This window comes from Peribacillus sp. NPDC076916, from assembly GCF_050269675.1.
Classification (GTDB): domain Bacteria; phylum Bacillota; class Bacilli; order Bacillales; family DSM-1321; genus Peribacillus; species Peribacillus aracenensis.
This window is the reverse complement of the sequence record NZ_JBNNIU010000003.1, coordinates 57,303-77,076: the sequence shown is the minus strand read 5'-3', so window position 1 is coordinate 77,076 and position 19,774 is coordinate 57,303. Positions and strand designations below refer to the sequence as shown.

19 protein-coding genes are annotated in these 19,774 nt (G+C 41.3%); 4 read left to right on the top strand and 15 right to left on the bottom strand.

Annotated features, from left to right (window positions below; translation table 11 throughout):
- Window positions 1-160 precede the first annotated feature (160 nt).
- The 3 genes from ACQKFG_RS09840 to ACQKFG_RS09830 form a co-directional block, all read right to left on the bottom strand.
- Window positions 161-862 carry a hypothetical protein gene (locus tag ACQKFG_RS09840; RefSeq protein WP_427558390.1) on the bottom strand — a complete coding sequence of 234 codons (702 nt, stop codon included), beginning with the start codon at window positions 860-862 and terminating at the stop codon, window positions 161-163.
- A 451-nt stretch (window positions 863-1,313) separates the two neighbouring features.
- Window positions 1,314-1,490 carry a hypothetical protein gene (locus ACQKFG_RS09835; RefSeq protein ID WP_340454928.1) on the bottom strand — a complete coding sequence of 59 codons (177 nt, stop codon included), beginning with the start codon at window positions 1,488-1,490 and terminating at the stop codon, window positions 1,314-1,316.
- An 814-nt stretch (window positions 1,491-2,304) separates the two neighbouring features.
- A complete protein-coding gene (locus ACQKFG_RS09830) occupies window positions 2,305-3,201 on the bottom strand; it encodes a LysR family transcriptional regulator (RefSeq protein ID WP_427558386.1) in 897 nt (298 codons plus the stop codon).
- 135 nt (window positions 3,202-3,336) lie between these two features.
- On the opposite strand from ACQKFG_RS09830, the gene ACQKFG_RS09825 reads away from it, so the two are divergent.
- Window positions 3,337-4,302: a DMT family transporter gene (locus ACQKFG_RS09825; RefSeq protein WP_342614540.1), complete on the top strand. Its 966-nt coding sequence runs from the start codon at window positions 3,337-3,339 to the stop codon at window positions 4,300-4,302.
- A gap of 33 nt (window positions 4,303-4,335) precedes the next feature.
- Complete coding sequence (locus ACQKFG_RS09820; protein WP_192206484.1) at window positions 4,336-4,479, top strand: hypothetical protein; 144 nt, start codon at window positions 4,336-4,338, stop codon at window positions 4,477-4,479.
- A gap of 200 nt (window positions 4,480-4,679) precedes the next feature.
- Here the strand turns inward: ACQKFG_RS09820 and ACQKFG_RS09815 are convergent, their stop codons facing one another.
- From ACQKFG_RS09815 to ACQKFG_RS09760, 12 genes are all read right to left on the bottom strand, one after another.
- Window positions 4,680-5,312, bottom strand: a complete 633-nt coding sequence (locus ACQKFG_RS09815; RefSeq protein WP_427558382.1) for a class I SAM-dependent methyltransferase — start codon at window positions 5,310-5,312, stop codon at window positions 4,680-4,682.
- 256 nt (window positions 5,313-5,568) lie between these two features.
- Window positions 5,569-6,474 carry an NAD(P)/FAD-dependent oxidoreductase gene (locus ACQKFG_RS09810; RefSeq protein ID WP_427558379.1) on the bottom strand — a complete coding sequence of 302 codons (906 nt, stop codon included), beginning with the start codon at window positions 6,472-6,474 and terminating at the stop codon, window positions 5,569-5,571.
- Between the two features lie 67 nt (window positions 6,475-6,541).
- Window positions 6,542-6,970, bottom strand: coding sequence for an Rrf2 family transcriptional regulator (locus ACQKFG_RS09805; RefSeq protein WP_260286951.1), 429 nt, complete (start codon window positions 6,968-6,970; stop codon window positions 6,542-6,544).
- Window positions 6,971-7,207: 237 nt separating this feature from the next.
- The gene (locus tag ACQKFG_RS09800; protein WP_427558374.1) at window positions 7,208-9,112 is read right to left on the bottom strand and encodes an endonuclease MutS2; all 1,905 of its coding nucleotides are present in this window, start codon (window positions 9,110-9,112) and stop codon (window positions 7,208-7,210) included.
- 677 nt (window positions 9,113-9,789) lie between these two features.
- The gene (locus ACQKFG_RS09795) at window positions 9,790-9,942 is read right to left on the bottom strand and encodes a hypothetical protein (protein WP_153246156.1); all 153 of its coding nucleotides are present in this window, start codon (window positions 9,940-9,942) and stop codon (window positions 9,790-9,792) included.
- A gap of 183 nt (window positions 9,943-10,125) precedes the next feature.
- Window positions 10,126-11,844, bottom strand: coding sequence for an adenine deaminase (locus ACQKFG_RS09790; protein ID WP_427558370.1), 1,719 nt, complete (start codon window positions 11,842-11,844; stop codon window positions 10,126-10,128).
- 16 nt (window positions 11,845-11,860) lie between these two features.
- Window positions 11,861-12,925 carry an ABC transporter ATP-binding protein gene (locus tag ACQKFG_RS09785; RefSeq protein ID WP_427558368.1) on the bottom strand — a complete coding sequence of 355 codons (1,065 nt, stop codon included), beginning with the start codon at window positions 12,923-12,925 and terminating at the stop codon, window positions 11,861-11,863.
- Between the two features lie 14 nt (window positions 12,926-12,939).
- Entirely contained in the window at window positions 12,940-13,728 is a 789-nt protein-coding gene (locus ACQKFG_RS09780) for an ABC transporter permease (RefSeq protein WP_192206492.1), read from the bottom strand.
- Window positions 13,729-13,734: 6 nt separating this feature from the next.
- A complete protein-coding gene (locus tag ACQKFG_RS09775; RefSeq protein ID WP_427558364.1) occupies window positions 13,735-14,559 on the bottom strand; it encodes an ABC transporter permease in 825 nt (274 codons plus the stop codon).
- Window positions 14,560-14,583: 24 nt separating this feature from the next.
- Window positions 14,584-15,513 (bottom strand): nucleoside hydrolase, encoded by a 930-nt coding sequence (locus ACQKFG_RS09770; RefSeq protein ID WP_342614545.1) that lies wholly within the window; start codon window positions 15,511-15,513, stop codon window positions 14,584-14,586.
- A gap of 21 nt (window positions 15,514-15,534) precedes the next feature.
- Entirely contained in the window at window positions 15,535-16,572 is a 1,038-nt protein-coding gene (locus tag ACQKFG_RS09765) for an ABC transporter substrate-binding protein (RefSeq protein ID WP_427558361.1), read from the bottom strand.
- Between the two features lie 193 nt (window positions 16,573-16,765).
- Entirely contained in the window at window positions 16,766-17,071 is a 306-nt protein-coding gene (locus ACQKFG_RS09760; RefSeq protein ID WP_081113038.1) for a DUF2294 domain-containing protein, read from the bottom strand.
- A 405-nt stretch (window positions 17,072-17,476) separates the two neighbouring features.
- Between ACQKFG_RS09760 and ACQKFG_RS09755 the strand changes: the two genes are divergently transcribed.
- Both ACQKFG_RS09755 and ACQKFG_RS09750 read left to right on the top strand, forming a co-directional pair.
- Complete coding sequence (locus tag ACQKFG_RS09755) at window positions 17,477-19,012, top strand: maltose/glucose-specific PTS transporter subunit IIC (RefSeq protein WP_427558358.1); 1,536 nt, start codon at window positions 17,477-17,479, stop codon at window positions 19,010-19,012.
- Between the two features lie 31 nt (window positions 19,013-19,043).
- Window positions 19,044-19,736, top strand: coding sequence for an N-acetylmannosamine-6-phosphate 2-epimerase (locus ACQKFG_RS09750; RefSeq protein WP_369619535.1), 693 nt, complete (start codon window positions 19,044-19,046; stop codon window positions 19,734-19,736).
- The last annotated feature ends 38 nt before the right edge of the window (window positions 19,737-19,774 follow it).

Below are 19,774 nucleotides of genomic sequence, written 5' to 3'. Positions count from 1 at the left end.
TTTTTTGAGATGTATGTCACCTTTCCATAACTATTCTCTAAGCCAATCATTTTTCCTTCCTAACCTGGTTTAAAGCATACAATCTACTACTTAAAAAGAACAGCCATAGAGCTGCTCCCAGAAAAATCGATAATTATTCCCAATTCCGGATCCTCATTTATCAAGGTGCTTCATACCAAACGATATCATCAAACATTTTTACAACCCGCGGTATGAAGCCTTCTTCATATTCTTCCGGGTATTGAACTATCGCATAGTAAACCCGGTCGCCATGTTGAAAAACCGACACGGTACCCAATATTGAATTACTGCCCTGCTGACTAATGTCAAATTCGACCTCAGACCAATCAAATCGGTTAGGCCTATTATCAGATCGCTGTTTAATTTCAAAGTCGTTGCTAATCACCACTTCCCTCGCAAACTCCTTCTTTTCTTCTATTGTCACATTCGTACCCTCCCTTTTGGAGAATATCTGAACTTTGGCATCCTCATTTCTCTTGCCTGCAAAATTTGCAATAACAATCATTGCATCCCCTTCACCAGAACTAGCCTCTTCAACGACCATGTCATCCACGATGTAGGTTGAGAATCCCAGTGCCTGACTATGATGAAGCCTGAATTGAAATGATTCTTCCATACCTTCTAAAATGATCATATCCGTTTTCGCATTTGGCCGATCTTTTGTCGGATCATCGACCGATTCACCTGGAAGATTTTCATCTTGCCCGCCGGTTTGCTTAGGTTTATCATTTGGCTTTTCTGAAATTGGTGGAGATTCCTTATTTTCCTCCTGGACTCCGTTACAAGCACTAAGTCCTGTTACCAAAAAAACGGCTGCCAAAATAAACAATATCTTTTTCATTGGAACCCTCTTTTCATGTGTTTTAACACATTATTATACGGCTCCATATGTAAAAAAGTTACACTATGCATCTTTGCAAGTATCAGACTATATAGACCAAAAAAAGATCGATGCTCCTCTCTTTCCGAAAAGAAAATATGAAATTGATTCATTTACTAATTTCAAGAAAATACTACCCTTAAGTTAATAAGTATCATTTCACAATAAGGCATTATTTAATATCCCTTTTTTCCATAACAAAGACGCTTTCCGGTTCAGGAAAAGCGCCCGATAAAGGAGCAATCAAAATATGCAAAGTTAGTTGATTTCATTTACGTTGCCCGGGCTTGCCGGAAATGATATTCCAATGTAAAGAATCGCACGTTCAAAAGGCCGCCCATTGGCTGCCTTCATAACTTCCCTTGCCTTATATATACTAATTGAAAAATAAATATTTATGTATCGTTTATGGTTAAGATCCAATGCTATGTTCTACTGCAGTATCCCAATTAGGAAAATAATACAATGCATTTTTCATTAACTCCGGATCTGACTTCTTTACCTCTTTCTTTCGAGGTGGCTTTCCTTCTTTTTCTACTAATTGAGAAATTTGATTCACGACTTCTTCAACACTCATATTAACTTCCATCTCTGTTCCCTCCTTCTTGCTATTACTTATATATTTTCCCAATTGATGAAAAGTAATACAATTTTTCTTTAGCTAAACAAAAAAGTTTGGCTATTGGTTTTACTAGCCTCTTCGGGACTCTTTCCCCGCAGGAATCTCGTACATTCCATTCCATTCAACAGGAACGATTTAAAAGAAAAAAACTATAGGCAAACTCGCTTTTCTTCGAGTTTGCCTACAGTCTGAAAGGCGAACAACCATTTTAGTTTTTCTCACTATAGCAAAATAGCTTTTTAATTTCACTCACAAACTTGGAAAACTAGCTAATTGTAGAGATGATTTTCGGTATAGCATCCATGTTCTTCTTTTAAGTTCTTCACCATTTTTAAAAATCATGGGAAAACAAGTCATCATCTTTTTGCAAAAAAACACGAGGAATAATGGCATACCAAAACCTCTTTTGACCATTTCCTTGTATGTCCCATAACTATCCACTTGCATCATTACCAGAGGAGGCGATCCAAACCTTTCATTCCACCAATAATCAATACCTTTTTCAGAGGGAATTTGCGATATATTCTATATTTCAGCAAACCATTCGGTTCTTTGCGATTAATCATTGGAAATTCCGGAAGGCTAACAACAGGTATCACATCTTTTGAAATGATGCATATATTTTCTTCCTCAAGAAGAAACCTTTCATTGAACCACTCTTATATAAATATTGCAAAATTAAACAGTCTTTTTCATCCATACGTTTTCGCCACCCCTAATAGTTTCGCAGCCTAATAATCGGTTTCAGCGATCGTCCATCATTCTATGTAAAGAATATCCTTCATATTAGCTCAGGAGTGGATCCAAGTTTTTGCTTAAATCGGTTGTCATGATGAGCTTCAATGGTTTGTAAGAAGCTTTGCATGGAGTTTGTCATATAGGCATCTTTACGGTGAATGAAGACAGTCGAAATATTGCCGTATTCTTCCGGAATTGCATGCACGTGCACTTTTTCAGTGGCTGTAAGGTGATTTACCGCTGATTGTGGTACGAGGGTAATGCCAAGGCCTAGTGTCACGCTGGTTAAGATCGTTTCCAATACATTGAACTCCATGATCCTTTTGGGCATCACTTCTTCTTCTTTCAGCCATTGTTCCAGTTTTGAGCGATAGCCACAACCCTGACTGAATACTAAAAATGGTTCTGTTATAATTTCTTCCAGGTTAAATGTTTCATTTCTTGTAACTAATACAAGTTTTTCTGTACACACATCGTATGGCTGAATGAGCGGATGTTTAATCGGTCCTGTAACAAAAGCGCCATCCAGCCTATGTTCGATGACATCTTTAATTAAATCCTCGGTTATCCCCGCCTTAATGGATAAATCGACATTTGGATACTGTTTATAATAAGAGGCTAGGATCTTGGGAAGATCGCTGACCGTTTCAACTGTACCGATGTTCAATATCCCTGTAGGTGTTTCACTATCCAGGAATACTTGCTTGAGTTCTTCCACATCAAGCAATATTTTGTTTACATACTCAAGCATTTTTCTAGCCTCTGCAGTTAAAGACATGCCACGTTTATGTCGATTGAATAAAGGCGTCCGTAACTCCTGCTCTAAATGCTTAATCCTAGCCGTTACATTGGATTGGACGTAATTCAATTCAACAGCCGCCTTACTTACGCTTCCATATTTAGCGACGCACTGGAATATTTGCAAATCCCGCATTTCCATAAAAGTGCCCCCCCTTTCTTAACTATCATTAATAATGATGATTATATTCATTTTAAGTCATTTTACATGATAATGACTTTATCATAAGGTGTGTATAGGAATTTAATCAATCATTATTTTTGAGGGGAAGCTTTTATGAAAAAAAATCAAGTTTTAATCGGTGCACTTTTATGTTTGACAGCCAGCATTTCTTGGGGAGCGATGTTTCCAGTTGCAGAAAGGGCCTTAATATATATTGATCCATTTTATTTCTCTTTTTTGCGATATTTAGCTGTTAGTGTAATTTTAGCGATATTGCTATTAATTAAGGAGGGAAAGAAGTCTTTTAGCCTGGAAGGGAAAGGGAAGAAATTATTGTTTTTTGGAACGATGGCGTTCACTGTATACAACTTCCTTATTTTCGCAGGTCAAGACTTACTGGGGCATAACGGGGTAATTATCGCTTCCATCATGGAATCATTAATGCCCATGATTTCAATTTTAATTCTGTGGGTTTTCAAAAATACCAGACCCATGAAGTATACCATCGCCAGTATGTTCATTGCCCTGATAGGGGCCATTCTCGTCATTACCAATGGCGACATATCATTCCTATTTTTATTGAAAGATAGCCTCATCCCTATCCTTTTCATTCTCATCGGGGTTATAGGCTGGGTTATATATACGATGGGCGGCGACCAATTCAATGGATGGTCAACACTCCGATATTCGACTTTAACGTGCATTTTAGGAACTGCAGTATCAGCAATCATAACATTTCTCGCAACTGCAATGGGCCTGTCTGCCCCTACAGCAGAGGTTATGCAATCCATTTATGGCGAAATGATTTTCATGATTATTTTCCCCGGTGCCATTGCCCTTTTAAGCTGGAATTCAGGCATTAAACTTTTAACGCCGATCAATGGGATCCTATTTATCAATTTAGTTCCAATAACCACATTGGCCATCGTTTTTATCCAAGGAAAATCACTATCATCATTCGAATTACTGGGAACTTTTTTAGTGATATATGCATTGATTCAAAACAATTATTATCAAAGAAAAAACTTGCCTTCCCAAGTTGAGGAATTGAATCCAAGGAAATTGAAAAGGGTCATTTAATTAAAGGTACACAACATCAATAGGAGGGCAACGATGGATTTATTAACGCTTATGCTAATCTTTGGATTAGCTGTACTGTGGGAATTGGCCACGATTAATAAGAATGTGAAAAAGATGAAGGAGCAAAATGCAGAACTAATTAATCTATATCATGATAGAAGTAAAAGAATTAAGTAAAATAGACTTTTGGCGATATAACGCAAAAAGCCTGTCATTTAGAGAGGCTTCAGACTGTAGACAATTTGAACGCTGATTGGAACGCAGGGCGGTCCGGGAGCAAATAGAAAAGGGCATGTTTTGATTGATCAAAACATGCCCTTTTTATGGATAATACGTAATCACTTCATAAGCCTTAACAATTCACTATTTTTGATTTTTTATGATAGTTCCTTTTGACATTTTATCATTATAAATTTAAAGGGAGGTTTATGTTCCATATTCTTATGAGGCTCGACAATTTCCGAAGAATCTATCAATCCATATTTTCCAAACTCTTGTTTAATCGAATCGGAATCATAAAAAAACATTTTTACCCCTTCCATTATCTCGAAATAGTCTTTATCCAGTTGTTTGCCTTTTCCAAACATTGGCGCTTCTTTTGAAATAGTAGTAAAAATCATATATCCGTTTGGCTTTAACTGCTTATAGCAATCTTTAATAAACTTATCTCTCTCACGATTATTCAATAAGTGAATAAGTGCATAACAAAATATACCATCATAACGTTTGTTATCAAAAGGCATATCGGTTACTGAACCATGAAAAATACTATTATTAAGCCCATTTTGCCTTGCCAAATCAATCGCTGTTTTTGAAATCTCAATACCTGTTACATGTATTCCGTTGTCAATAAAAACCTTTGCGTTTCTGCCATATCCAATACCAGGAATCAATATATCCTTAACTTTATTCTCAAGGAAAAAGTCCTTTGCCAAGATTGCGGAGTCTGAAGGTTCGAATCCCCACATCATTTGATTTTCTATAAAACTTGCTTCCCAGAATTCTGTCATGCCTCAATCCCCTTTACAAATATTAGCTCTTTTTCTTTGGCTGTTTTCGCATACTTTGTTGCTATTCACCAAGTAATGCGGTGTGGTTGATTTCCCCTCCATTGCTCGCTTTCCGCGGGGCGGGCGGTGAGTCTCCTCACCTGTCCCGCTGCTCCCGCAGGAGTCTCGAACTTCCGCTCCAATCAACCTTAAATCGTTTCGTTTTAAAAACAACACTCTTTACGAAAAGAGCTTTTTCCTTATGCAGTCAAGGATTCTATGCCTCCAAAAGAAATGCAGCTTCGACCAAATCCATGATGAGTCCAGCGGCCGCTTTATTGCCCTCCGCCGCCGCAATCACCAGCTGAGAAGGCGTGCTGAGTGATGTATCTCCGCATGCATATACTCCTTCAACCGTTGTTCGTCCAAATGAATCCACTTTTATCCCGCCGTTTGGAGTGATCTCGCAGCCAAGCTGTTCCGCAAAAGGAGCAGACTGTACCAAGTCCGTCACCACAATCCCTGCCTCTCTTTTGATTTCCTGTCCGTTTTGCAGCCGGATCGATGTCAGCTGCCCTCCTCTCGTTTCAAGACCTTCAATCTTCTCTTCCACGACAGTCACGTTCTGCCTAGCCAAGATATCCTTCTCCTCATCAAGCATCCGATAGCCATTTGTAAACACAATTACATCACCGCTCCAGTTTGACAGCAGTTTCCCCATATGAAAAGCCCGCTCATTTTCTGCAATCACCGCCAATGCTTGGTCCCGCATTTCCCAGCCGTCACAAAACGGACAGCTGAAAACACTCGTTCCGTATACATCCTTTATGCTTGGAATCTCCGGCAAAACATCCCGAAGACCTGTTGCGAGCAGCACTTTTTTCGCCATGTAATCCGTTCCGCCTTTCGTTTGAATCCGGAACACACCACTGGCTTTTTCAATACTCTCCACCCGCTCCTCCTTAATGGAGACGGACGGATATTTCTGGACATCCGTTCTTGCCCGCTTCTTGAACTCTGACGGCTTCACCCCATCCTGTGTGATAAATCCGTGCGACTCCTGTGTCACCCGGTTACGGGGTTTATCCTCATCAAACAAAATTGTTTTCCGTCCAGCACGCCCCATGACCAATGCGGCATTCAGTCCTGCAGGTCCTCCGCCAATAATTACACAATCCAACATATGAAACACTCCCTCTTTATAGAATCTATTAAAGACCCTTAATATCCTTAATTCGTGTAAAAAAAATTTATTTTTCTTTTTTTGTCTCATGACCATGTTTTTTTTCTATCTGCTCCGCAATGCTTTGAATCGTTCGTCCAGCCAGTTCTTTCTTCATGTTGCCTTCCGCCTCGACCATCACGCGCTCAATTAAACACTCGCTTTCTTCATGGTCAAACGCACAGTTGAACAATACCGACTGACCCTCCACCGCTTCAATAACATCCAGAAACGAAATGTCCTGCGCGCGGCGTGAAATGCTGTAGCCGCCTTTTGCCCCTGGAACGGATTCAATCAATCCAGCCTTCACAAGCTTCGTCAAAATCTTCGACAAGTACGTCGGAGACAAATCCTGCATGTACGCCAGCTGATCCACGCTTACTGCTTGACCTTTTGGTTCCATCGTTAAATGCACCATTGTATGTAGTGCATAATTGGTTGCCTTTGAATACTTCATGGATGCACCTCATAATTAAAACTATTACAGACTTTTAATATCCGTAATTGATTGTAACTCATGTTACGAAAAACCGCAAACTTTTCCACCTCACCTAACGATTGATCATCCTGCCAAAATCTTTTCTTGTAATAATTTGACTTGTTACAATCCACACGGGAAAGGAAGGCAAAAAAAAGCATGAGCCCTGTAAATATACAGAACTCATACCCTGCCGATGTTGGTTTTTACATCAGGTTATTCACCAAGCTTCTTCCGGATATCCGCTGCTACGTTCTTTAGCGCTTTCTTTGACCCCCGTTCAAGGTCGTGGTTCAATTTCCTTTCTTTGTAGCTGACAAATAAAGTATTGAGATCATAGCCTTCAGGATATAAATCGGCGGCCTTTATTTCCAGCTCGAGCCTATTGGCATGAACTTCCTTGAAGGTATCTTCGAAAAGAACGGTGACATTATTGTATGCATCCTTTTTCTTATAAACGATTGCATAGCCATTCAGATCGCTTACCTTCACTTTGTCACCGACTTCATATTCATAAGTTTCTTCCTTAGGAACGGCTGCTGGCTTCGCTTTTTTGATTTTACCTTCCTGGACACGCTCCAAGTCGTAGTCTTTATTGTCGATATAGAGCTTTGCCTTTTGCAGGACCTTTTCATGAACATTCATTTTTTTAGCTATCCAGAGGGCATTGCTTTCCCCGGATTGACCGATCAGCAGCTTGTATTTTGGCTCAAGTGTTTCACTGTTGAATTGCATGGCCGCATTCATGAAATCACTGTGTATTTCCGAATAGCGCTTGATTTCACCATAATGGGTGGTCGCAACGGTTATGCAGCCCCTCTGATAAAATCCCTCAAGGATGGCAATCGCCAATGCGGCTCCTTCATTCGGTTCCGTTCCGCTCCCGATTTCATCGAACAGCAGCAAGGAGTTATTGGTTAATGCCCCCATGATTTCCGAGATGTTTTTCATATGCGATGAAAACGTGCTCAGTGCATTTTCAATGCTTTGATTGTCACCGATATCGACGAATACCTGATCGAAGACAGCAAGTTCCGTCCCTTCTTTCCCGGCAACATGCAGCCCTGACATGACGGCCAATGTAAGGATGCCGATCGTTTTCAGTACGACTGTTTTACCCCCGGCATTAGGGCCTGTAATGATCAAGCTGCGATAGTCCTTCCCGATTTCAAAATCCAAAGGTACGCTGTCCTGCGGCAAAAGGGGATGTTTACAGCCCTTTAATTTAATATGACCATGATCATTGATTTTCGGTTCGATGGCATCCATGCTTTTACTGAACTTGGCTTTTGCAAAGATCATGTCATATTGACTGATTAACTCGATGTTTATCTTGATCGGTTTCAGCTGTTCGAAAACCGTTCCCGATAATGTGGCCAAAAGTTGATACTCTTCCATCGATTCCTCCGCTTTTAAACTGGCCAATTCTACATTCAATTTCGTCACCGAGGCAGGTTCGATGAACACGGTAGCCCCTTTTGCCGATACTTCCACGATCGTTCCGGACACTTGATTTTTATAGGAGGCTTTGATCGGGATGGTGTAGCGATCATCCTTTTTACTGATGAAAAATTCCTGAATGAACTCTTTATTGGCTCCGCTCTTCAAGAACTTATTCAGCCGTTCCTCTATTTTACTTTCTGTCTTGATGATTTGGTTCCTGATCCGTTTCAGGTCCTTGCTTGCTTCGGAAACAACAGCATTTCCTTTTATGGTGAATTGGATTTCTTCTTCAATGCTCCTGAATTCAGTCATGGAGCGGGCATAGGCATGCAATGTTGGTGCAAAGAACTCTTTATCGGTCATGAATTTCTTGATATTCCTGCAGCCTCTTAAAAAATCTGCTATCGCCACTAACTCTGACGGCTCCAAAATCATTCCTTTTTCCAGTTTGTCGATATGGAGTCCAATATGTGAAATGCCTTTCAAGGGAATATGGCTTTCTGCATTCAGTAAGTTCCTTGCCTCCGTTGTCTCGTTCAAACGATTTTTAACGACTTTCAAAATGCTGCTCGGCTTAAGCTGATCCAATAACGCTTTTCCTAAACCGCTTACGCAATGATTTTTCACCATTTCCTTGAGTTGGATATATTGTAATTTTTCATAAGTCATTGTATTCATCTCATGATCCTCCTTGAATGAGTGAGTGATAAATTCCCGAATCCAAAAAATGCCCGCAATAGTCCCCCTACCTTTACAAATGAACAAGCCATTTGAGTAGAAAGCTCCTGCGGGCACGGCCTTATAAGGACCTAAAATCGATAACAAATTGGGCAGCTCGAATAGACCTGCGTACACAAAAAAGCATGATAGGACAAATCCCACCATGCTTTTCGCCGTAACACCTGCATGTTACACGATTTATGGAAAAGGAAGCAGTCTTAAGGTAGGTATTCACAATGCAGAATTGCACTGTAAAAAAAGGCATACTTAATGCACTGACATATCAGTGATTAAATACCTTATTCAACTAAATTAGTTGATACCTACTCCCGACATAAAACACCACACCTTTTCTTAGATTGGAATTAACATACCATATAAGTAAGAAAGAGTCAATTACTTTTTACCATTTTCCAAAGTTTTATTTTGGGTGGTGATGTAATGGATCATTCTAGTCAAAAAAAAATGGAGCCAAGCCCATGTTTTTCACTCTTCAATAGCTCCCCTTTTCATTGTCTGAATATTTACTTTAAAATTGGGGTATGTTATCCTTATATTAACATAAACTGAAAACAGCCCCATGCGCTAACATGAGGCTGACAACTAGCAAGAGTGGTTGGTCACAACTAACTTAATTAATCGTCAGAAGAAGAACCATTGCCATCTTGGGAGGATGAGTGGTTCTTTTTCCGTTTCTTGGCGAACATAGACAGGATAAGACTGGTTGCTACAGCAACAAATATCTCTTTACCCATATCTGTAATTAAGTTCAATAAGAAATGAATCAAGCGGTCACCTCCTTTCCCATCTATCATTAGGTGGAAAAGAAAAACTGTGACCTACCACTCTATCCTCAGTTGTCCTTCTATTTTATCACACATTTCCTATAGTGGTAATTATATACAAATAAAAAAAGAAGGCTTTTAGCCATTAAAAATAGGGATTATCCAGTGGATAATCCCCTTCGCGGTTTAAGCTTCATCACTCATTATGAGAGGGACTGTTTTCCCTTCATTCACGTTAATCAATCCATGGTCGGTTATTTTCAGGGCCGGGCTGACAGGAAGCGATAAGGTGCTTAATGACATGATGACATTATAGTGTTCGTAGCCTAACGATTTTAGTGCATCTGTCAGGTGCTGAACTTGCCTTGATACGATGTCCATTGGCTCTTCGGAAAGGATTCCCCCTACCGGAAGAGGAATCATGGATAGGACCTTGCCGTCTTCAACGCAGCAGACTCCGCCTTGCTTCCTTATGACTTCGTTAGCGGCCATCATCATATCCTGCTTATTATGGCCAATCACCAAAAGATTATGGTTATCATGCGAATAGGTTGTGGCGACCGCTCCACGCTTCAATACATCGCCGGTGATCAATCCGTGCGCCCGATTACCGTTTTTCCCATATCGTTCGAATGTGGCGATTAAACCATAAGGGCTTTCTTCCCAGCATAATTGACCATTCTTCCCATCTAAATGATCATGGGTTTCAGATGTGAAAGTAGAACCATTCTGCACGTTTATGATCCTGCACTTGCTGCGTTCAAGCTTATCCGGGATTGTGATGGTAAAATCGTTTTCCGTAAGTTCCGCAAGCTTCACACTTTGATAGAAATGCTCAGGAAATTGTCTTTCTTTCACTTCTTGTACATATGGCCGTGAAGATTCATAAACGAGCTCACCTGTTTTGTATACTTGTTCAATTTCAAATGTTTCCAAGTCCGATAGCAGCAGGAAGTCTGCCGTTTTTCCAGGTGCAATGGCACCCCGGTCATACATCCTCATCCGCTGTGCAGGTGTATAGGTGCATGCATATATCGCTTTTTCCGGTGTCATCCCCATTTGAATGGCTTTCTTTAAAAGGACATTCAGATGTCCCCTGTTTTGGAAAGAGTCGGTCATGACATCATCAGTGACAAAGCAGAAATGCTCATCCACTTGATTTTCCTTCAAGTAATCTATTACTTCTTCAGTCATTGATTTTTCTTGGATCTCAATGAACATCCCGGCAGCGATCCTCGCATCCATCCCTTCCACGGTCTGGTGCGTATGATCGGAATTCACTCCGGCATAAACAATCTTCTGCAAGTCCAAGTCGAGCAGCTTTGGAACGTGCCCTTCTATGATCAGATCTGGATAACGAGAACGGATATGGGACAAAATCTGATTCGTTTTGCAATCCGGATCGGTTATGACCTCATAGTAATTCATGATCTCGCCAAGACATTTAATGTCCTCGGTTTGCATCAATTCATCTATATCATCTATTTCGATAGAACCGCCTGTTGTTTCCATCGATGTGGCAGGAACGGAACTCGGGATGGCATAAAACATATCCGCTACGCAATCTTTACTAGCTTTGATCATTTCCTTCACACCGGAAATTCCGAAAACATTGGCCATTTCATGCGGTTCCGGCACGATCGTCGTCACGCCATTCTTGATTAACCCGTAGGAAAAAGTCGCAGGCGTCACCATCGTACTTTCAATGTGGAGATGGATATCGATCAGGCCTGGAATCATATACTTCCCCTGCCCATCGACGATTCGATCCGACTCGAAGGCATCCAATTCCCGGTCTCCGATATAATAGAACTTTCCATCCTTGATGGCAGCATTCCCTTTAATAAATCTTTTAAAATAGCTGTTAAACACGTTGATATCTCTTACAACCATATCCATTCGCATAACTTACCCTCCTAAGCTAGTCAACAAGCACCATCTGGTTTTTCGGAATTTCAAGGATGATTTCCTGACCCGTCAGATAGGATTCCGCCATTTCCTTGTTCACGGTGAAATCCCCTATTGGAGTTTCAACGACATATTGATAGCTTCTTCCCAGATAGGTACTTACCTTAACCCGGCCAGATAAACTATTTTCCTGAACAGCTCCAGTGTTATCTTTTTCCTTGATCAACAGATCGTCCGGCCTGATGGCGCCCACTTTTCCCGTTGCATTGGTCATCTGGGCATCCTTGTTCAGCACAAATGAGTATCCGGATTTGTTCAGTTCAATTTTACCGTCATGATCTGTCCGCTTATCGAACTCAATGAAGTTCTTGAAGCCGATGAAGTCTGCGACAAATCTGGTTTCAGGATATTTGTAAATGGTCGCAGGATCACTAAGCTGCTCGATGATCCCTTTATTCATGATCGCCACCTGGTCGGATATCGAGAAGCATTCTTCCTGGTCATGGGAAACATATACGGTTGTAATTCCCAGCTCTTGTTGGATACGGCGGATCTCGACCCTCATATTCACCCTTAAGTTGGCATCAAGATTACTCAATGGCTCGTCAAATAATAGGATGTCCGGTTCAATCACCAGCGCCCTTGCAATCGCAACCCGCTGCTTTTGGCCTCCGGAAAGCTCTTGGGGATATCTCTTTTCAAACCCTTTTAAATTAACGATCTCAAGCACATTCATTACTTTTTTTTCGATTTCACTTTTAGAAATCTTTCTGAGACGGAGACCGAATGCAATGTTATCGAATATCGACAAATGCGGAAATAATGCATAGTTTTGGAACACAAAGCCAAAATTCCGCTTGTTGACGGGCACTTTCGTATAGTCCTTTTCCTTGAATAAAAACTTTCCTTCGTTCGCCTGTAAAAACCCGGCAATTAAACGCAGGGTCGTCGTTTTCCCACAGCCGCTCGGGCCAAGAAGGGATACCAGTTTCCCTTTTTCAATCTCAAGATTGAAATCTTTTAATATATTCTGTTTGTTATATGCTACAGATATATCTTGTAAAGTGAATAAAGCCATCCATCATTACCTCCTTATCGTTTTGTGAAATAAGACAATCCCATGAGCCGTTCTACTATAAACATGAAGAAAGCCGTTATGAACATGAGTAATACGGAAATGGCCGAAATGGTAGGATCGAAGTAGTTCTCTACATACGTCAGCATTTGAATCGGAAACGTGCTTACTCCAGGGCCTGTCATATAAACTGAAATGTCTACATTATTGAAGGATTCCAAGAAGGCGATCATGACTGCCGCAAGAATTCCTGATTTTATATTCGGAAGGACGACTGTAAAGAATGTGCCCAGTTTACTGGCGCCGAGACTCTCCGCCGCTTCTTCAATGGAAAAGTCAAAGTTTGATAAGCTTGAAGAAATCACGCGGATGATGAACGGCAGCATGATAACAGTATGTCCCACAAACAGTGCCGCATAAATCGGAAGCTGATAAGCCCCCACAATATAACGTAAAAACGCAAAGCCGAGCACAATTCCCGGTATTAAAATGGGAGAAACGAAAAATGCATTAATCACGCTTTTCCCTTTGAAATCAAACCGGCTTAATGCATAGGCAGCCGGCACTCCCAGTAACAGTGCCAGAAGATTGCCTGCCAGTGAAACAAGGATGGACGTTTTAAAAGCGACCAAAAACATTTCCACATTAAAAATATTTTCATACCATCTTAAAGAAAACTCTTCTGGCGGGAACTTCAAAATATTTCCGCCTTCGAATGACGTAACGGATATGATAAGCAAAGGCCCTAGTAAAAAAAGGAACACCAGGAGAGTAAACAGGGCCAATCCTCGATTTTTTTCCTGCATACACCTCTACCCCTTTGGATTTAATTTTTTTGCCAAACCATTCATGATCGATATGATAAGGACTGTCACCGCAATCATGATGGTAGCGACAATCGATGCCACTTGCCATTCGTTCAATGTAATCGCGTTTTGATAAAGAAATGTTGAAATGACCCGTTGTTTCCCGCCTAATAAAGCAGGCGTTGTATAGGCCGTGAAGCTCCCTACAAAAACAAGGATGCTGCCAATGACCAAACCTGGGACCGAAAGCGGGATGACCACTTTTGAGAATACGGCCAACCTTGATGCTCCAAGGCTCTCCGCCGCTTTTAATAAGTCCGTTTCGATGTTCTCCATCACACCCACCAGCGTCACGATGATCAATGGCAGGAATAAATGGACCAATCCGATGATGATGGCCGTAGGGGTGTACAAAATATCAAGCGGCTTTTCAATCAAGCCCATGCCCATGAGCAATTTATTCACCACACCATTTTTACCGATGATCACCATCCAGCTGAATGAGCGGACCACAGGGCTTGTCAATAGCGGGAAGATCGTCAGCAAAAGCATGATGGCTTTTTTTCGTTGTTTCAGTTTTGAAATATAATAAGCTGCTGGAAATCCTAATAGAATGCAAATGATTGTCGTGAACAGACTCACCCTAAGTGTCGTCAGCAGAATTTCAATAAAGTATCGATCTTGGAAAAAATCAAGATACCCTTGTATGGAAAAGCCGCCGCTTTCATTAAAAAATGTCGTGCCAATCGTCATTAGGATTGGAATGATCATGAAAACCGTTAAAAATAGAACGCCTGGAAACAGCAACAGGTATAGATAGCGTTTTTTCACCTCGGAACCCCCTGTTCGTATGATTTATGAATTGATTATGCGAATGAACAGGTCGAAAAACGCTTCCGCATCGACATCCAGACAAACATGCGCATTTGGCGGCTTCATCAGCCTATTTTGAAAGTCGCAAACCATCTGTCCGTCACAAAGCTCACTCTTTGTTTCAACATCCACATAATATTCTTCTCTGGTGACAAGATCTTCTTGCAAAGCAATGGCAACAGCCAATGGATCATGCATCGCACATGCCCATATACCGTTACGTTCAAAATACCTTTTCCGATAATCTGAAGTACTTTCCCTTATATAGTCGGCAAGTTCAAGGTTTTGAATCAATTGGATATGCTCTTCACCCAATAGAACCTTTCTCGTGACATCAAGACCAACTTGCGTGATGGACGTGAATCCCGCCTGTAAAACGATTTTGGCTGCTTCAGGATCGACATACGTGTTATATTCGGAGGTTGGCGTGACATTGCCGACACCTTGAACGACTCCGCCCATGAAAATGACTTCTTTAACGAGCTTGGTGATTTGCGGACATTTTTTCACCGCTAATGCCAAATTCGTAAGAGGTCCCGTCATGACAAGCGTCACTTCACCAGGAAAATTCAAAATGGAATTGATGATGAAATCAGAAGCAAATCCATCATCAGGCCGCTTTTTGACTGGCACATCCTTCAAGGCTCCGCCAATCCCGTCTTCGCCATGGACCCGGTGTTCAAAAAAGGGGCTCCTGATAATTGGGCTATCTGCCCCCTTTATGACTGAAATGTCCTGTTCACTCAATAAATCCAATATTTTGCATGTATTCAAGGTGGCCGTATCAAGTGATACATTCCCGTTCACTGTCGTTACCGCCAATATGTCGAATTGACGGCTTTTCACAGCAAGGATGATCCCAATCGCATCATCTATTCCAGTATCCACATCAAGAATCATTTTTTTCTTCATCAAGCACACCTCGTTTCTTTCTTAGTGTGTAAGCTCACGGTTCCAACGATCGATCCATTGTTTAGAGTCTTCATTTACAAACTTCATGTCCAATACACGCAGGCTGTTAATGACGTCATCTCCATAGGTTAAGCCTTTCGCTTCCGTTTCAGAGAGCTTGACTTCCGTATTGACAGGAGAATCCACTTTCGCTTTCGCTGATTTTTCCTGAACTTCCTTGCTTAAGATGTAATTCATGAATTCGCCGGCCAATTCTTTTTGATCGCTGGCTTTAACAATATTCACCGTATTCATCACTGCGTAGCCGCCTTCTTCAGGGGAAATGAACTTGGCATTGGGAACGGCTTCCTGTAAATCGCCAAAATACATTTCCATGATCGGGCCTGCAGCGATTTCCCCTTGTGAGAACATGTTGACGAACTCTGATGTTTGCCCATATTCCTTAACCGCATTCGGCATGATTTCTTTCATTTGATTGAAGGCTTTATCTTCATTGAACTCTTCACTTCCGCTAACTTTTGAAGCGGCATCCAAAAACATCGGTCCAGTTGTTGAAGTGATGGATGGGATCGTGATCTTCCCTGCCAAATCCTTGCTCCAAAGATCTTTCCAAGAGGTGATCGGTTTACTCACTTCATCGGGATTATAGGCAATGCCAAATTGTGCAATCGTATAGGCTGGTCCAAAGTCATCGCCATTCGGCGCTTTTGCTTTGTCGTATATCTTATCAATATTCGGAATTTTGCTATGGTCCACTTTCTCAAATAACCCTTCATCGATGCCCTGCTGTGCATAGTAGTCGGATAAATAGATAACATCCACATCGCTATTCGCTTGGCGTACTTTGTTCAATCGATCTGCATTATTTCCTGAATCAACAACAATCTTTACATTATGCTTCTTTTCAAATGGCTCATAAACTTCCGGACGGAAGAAATCATCGGCGAATCCCCAAGTGGAAACGACTAATTTGGCTGGTTTTTCCTTACCATCCTCTTTTGAAGAGCATGCAGCTAAAACTAATGTGAAAAGCGATAACATCATCAATATTTTCTTCATCATTCAAACCTCCAAAATTATATTGTTTAAATTTTCCTTTTTACTAATATAAATGTAAAAAAAAGACAATCTTAAATAGAATAGAAATTCTACCCAAGATTGTCTTTTCTTTGTAAACAAAGATAAAACTTATCCTTTGGTTCTCCAGTGGCGTTCCCTCCAGATAAATCCGAAGTGAAATCCATTTATATGATTAGATGATTTTTTCCTTCAATACAATATTGGTGAATGCCAGCTGCGTCGCTGAGTCATAATCCCTCAGGACAGCTTCAATATCCCAATTCGTTTGCGTTTCCAGCTTTTGTTTCAGTTTCTTTTTATAAAGCAGGGACATATGGAAGTCAACCTCCTGCTTCAGGCTGGGAACTTCCCCTTCCAAAGCTTCAGAGCGCGGGGCACGTCGATGTTTGGCCTGGAATGTAATCACATTCTGCTCAACAGTGACCTTCAGCAGCGTCGTACCAAAGCCGAACAATTCCTTCGATACCTCATTATACATATGAGAAAGCACTTTCTTCGTTTCGTTAGAGTTTATCGGTAAGATGACTATCACCTGCCAAACTATCGTTTGAAGTAATTATATATACTTTTTCTTTTTTGCACAAGATAATATTCGGATTTCACACAAAAAAAATGTTTTTTTTAATTAAATAGCACATTTACTCTCCAATACACGAATTATAAAAATAAGCATGTGGGAATTTCAATATACTTATATAACTTAATATCCAATCCAGCACTTCTATTAATGAAAACTTTTTCAGAGAAATAAGCGCAAGATTGAAAACAATTGATATAACCTTGCACCGTATTGAAAACGCTATCATATGGATTTAATATAGCTAGTATAGAGCGATCAAAAATAGAGAGTATCAAAGGCTCGTTAAATGAGGGAGGAATTATTATGAAGAAAGCTTTTGAGAAAGCGCAACAATTCGGTAAGTCTTTTATGCTCCCGATTGCCGTTTTGCCAGCGGCCGGTTTATTGCTGGGAATTGGCGGTGCTCTTTCCAATCCAAATACAGTTGAGGCTTATCCTTTTTTAGACTTTGCTTGGCTGCAGGCCATTTTCACGATCATGAGTTCTGCAGGAAGCATCGTATTCGGCAATTTGCCGGTCATTTTTGCCGTAGGTGTTGCAGTAGGATTGGCACGTTCGGATAAAGGGACCGCAGCGCTGGCAGCCATGATTGGCTACTTCGTCATGAACAGTTCAATAAATGCACTGCTTCAAATAAACGGCGAACTTGCCAAAGAGAATTTGGCAGGTGCCGGACAGGGAATGGCGGTCGGGATCCAAACACTGGAGACCGGTGTGTTTGGCGGTATCGTAGTAGGTATCGTTGCCGCACTTTTACACAATAAATATAATAAAATTCAGCTTCCGCAAGTTTTAGGGTTTTTCGGTGGTTCCCGTTTCATTCCGATCATCGTTTCCTTCGCGTCCATCTTGGTTGGAGCCGTTCTTTTTATCGTGTGGCCTTATTTCCAGCTTTTCATAAACCAATTAGGTGCGCTGGTAACGAGCACAGGTACAATCGGGACTTTCTTTTACGGATTCATATTACGGATGCTCGGGCCTTTAGGGTTGCACCATATTTTCTACCTTCCCTTCTGGCAAACGGCTTTAGGCGGAACGATGGAGATAAAAGGGCAGATTGTAAGCGGGACCCAAAATATCTTCTTTGCGCAATTGGCCGATCCGACTACCGTCAAGTACTATGAGGGTGTTTCCCGGTTCATGTCCGGCCGGTTCATCACGATGATGTTTGGTTTACCCGGCGCTGCACTGGCCATTTATCACTGCGCTAAACCTAAAAATAAGAAAGTCGTGGCCGGCCTGCTTCTTTCAGCTGCCTTGACCTCTTTCTTAACAGGCATCACCGAACCGCTTGAATTCAGTTTCCTATTTGTCGCCCCGATCCTTTATGTTATTCATGCCTTGTTTGACGGACTTGCCTTCATGATGGCAGATATATTCAATATAACGATCGGTCAAACCTTTTCTGGAGGATTTATTGATTTTACTTTATTCGGGATACTCCAGGGTATCAGTAAAACAAACTGGATTTATGTACTGTTCGTCGGCATTCCATGGTTTTTCCTATACTACTTCACTTTTAAATTCTTGATCAGGAAGAAGAATTTGAAAGTGGTCGGCCGTGAAAATGATGAACAGGCCGCCGTTACACAAGTAACCGCATCAGAGAGAACCCAAACCATCGTCAATGGTTTAGGCGGACAGGAAAATATCGATATAGTCGACTGCTGTGCAACCCGTCTGCGCGTCACTGTAAAGGATGAATCGTTGGTGAAAGAAGACGTCATTAAACAAACCGGTTCAAAAGGTGTCGTAAAAAAAGGAAATGGCATTCAAATAGTATACGGTCCCCAAGTGACGATCATCAAAAATGAAGTGGAAGAATACTTGGGTCATTAAGAACATAGATAACGATAAGGACGTGTTAAACATGCAACAGGTGCTGGATAAAATTCACAAAAGCTTAATTGTATCATGTCAAGCATTGGAGAATGAGCCGCTGCACAGCTCGTTTATTATGGGGCGCATGGCCATTGCTGCCAAGGAAGGCGGTGCGAAGTGCATTCGCGCAAACTCTGTAGCTGACATAATGGAAATCAAGAAAAATGTGGACCTTCCAGTCATAGGGATCATTAAACAGGTGTATGGACAAAACGATGTCTACATCACTCCCACCATGGCCGAAATTGATGCATTGATGGAAACCAAAGCGGAAATCATTGCGACGGATGCTACATCCCGGGTAAGACCGGACGGTAAGACGTTAAAGCAGTTTTATGGTGAAATAAGAGCAAAATATCCGGATGTTTTACTAATGGCGGATGTATCCACCATTGAGGAAGCTATATTCGCTGACGATCTAGGATTCGATATCGTAGCGCCCACTTTATACGGCTATACGGACGAAACGTTCGGCCAGAAAATATATCAGGATGACTATGCTGTGCTCAAAGAGATCGTAAAAGCAGTGAAAAGAGCGAAAGTGATCGCTGAGGGAAATGTCATAACACCGGAAATCGCCCGCTCTGTATTGGATATGAATGTCCATGCAGTAGTAGTGGGCGGTGCCATTACCAGACCGCAGCAAATCACTAAAAGATTCGTGGATGCCATCCAAGAATAGAACGCTGCACATAGTAATGAAAGACCCAGACTGGAAAC